The 1374-nt window shown below is 74.5% G+C and carries 2 protein-coding genes; one reads left to right on the plus strand and one right to left on the minus strand.

Annotation, left to right across the window (positions count from 1 at the left end; genetic code table 11):
* Positions 1–319 precede the first annotated feature (319 nt).
* Positions 320–817, plus strand: a complete 498-nt coding sequence (locus tag N866_RS18845; RefSeq protein WP_034229700.1) for an inorganic diphosphatase — start codon at positions 320–322, stop codon at positions 815–817.
* Between the two features lie 103 nt (positions 818–920).
* Here N866_RS18845 and N866_RS18850 read toward each other — a convergent pair.
* A partial coding sequence (locus N866_RS18850; RefSeq protein WP_034229702.1) for a C40 family peptidase occupies positions 921–1374 on the minus strand: 454 nt, incomplete at its 5' end.

Raw genomic sequence — 1374 nt, forward strand, 5'->3', positions numbered from 1 at the left:
GGGCGGGGGCGCGAGGGTGAGCACGCCGGGCACCCGGTCGTACGCGTCCGCGACGCCGTAGCCGCCGGCCCCGAGGAGCAGCACGGCCACCAGCGCGCCGCCCCCGCGTGCCCCTCGCGCCATGCGCCGGTCCTCCTCGCCGCTCGCCCACCGGTCCGCCAAGATCGTCCCCCTGGCCGGACACCCTCCGCCGTGGGACCGTCGGTGCGTCACACTAGTGACCCCGTCTGACATCACCGGTCACCCCGCCGCGGCCCGAGCCCTCAGCACGCCCGCGCCGGAGGCCGACGAACGGGCCCCCGGGCCGAGGAGGAGAGCTGTGGAGTTCGACGTCACGATCGAGATCCCGAAGGGTCAGCGCAACAAGTACGAGGTCGACCACGAGACCGGCCGCATCCGCCTGGACCGCATGCTCTTCACCTCGACGCGCTACCCGGACGACTACGGCTTCATCGACGGCACGCTCGGCGAGGACGGCGACCCCCTCGACGCGCTGGTCCTCCTCGAGGAGCCGACCTTCCCCGGCTGCCTCATCCGCTGCCGCGCGCTCGGCATGTTCCGCATGAGCGACGAGGCCGGCGGCGACGACAAGGTCCTGTGCGTCCCGTCGGGCGACACCCGCGCGTCGTGGCGGCAGGACATCGACGACGTCAGCGAGTTCCACCGCCTCGAGATCCAGCACTTCTTCGAGGTCTACAAGGACCTGGAGCCCGGCAAGTCCGTCGAGGGCGCGCACTGGACCGGCAAGGCCGAGGCCGAGGCCGAGATCGTCCGCTCCTTCGAGCGGGCCCGGGCGGCAGGCCACCACAGCATCTGAGCGCACCCGCCGCCGCGACAGCGGTCGGCAGCACCGGGACGACGACGGCGCCCGGCCACCTTCCCCAGGTGGCCGGGCGCCGTCGCGTGACGGGGTGCTGGGGTCAGGGACGGCCGGCGAAGGGCATGGTCCCCGACCACCGGACGGGCGTGACCCGCACCGGGACGCCGGGCCGGGACGCCTCGACCATCTGCCCGCCGCCGGCGTACATGCCGACGTGCGTGATGGAGGCGGGGTCGTTGCCCTGCCCGTAGAAGATGAGGTCTCCCGGGCGCAGGGCGGAGTACTCGATCTTGCGGACCTGCCGGTACTGGTCGCGCGAGGTCCGGTGGATCGACAGCCCGGCGGCGCGCCAGGCCTGCGAGGTGAGGCCCGAGCAGTCGTAGCCGTCGGGACCCGTACCGCCCCACACGTAGGCCTTGCCGACCTGCGTGACCGCCCAGTCGACCGCCGCCTGGCCCTGGGCGGCCGAGCCGCGCTGGGAGCCGGTGCCGAGGCCGAACGGGTCCGTGGCCGGAGGGGCGGGCGGCGGCGTGGGGGTCGCCGGGGGCGGGGTG

The sequence above is a fragment of the Actinotalea ferrariae CF5-4 genome (assembly GCF_000603945.1).
GTDB lineage: Bacteria > Actinomycetota > Actinomycetes > Actinomycetales > Cellulomonadaceae > Actinotalea > Actinotalea ferrariae.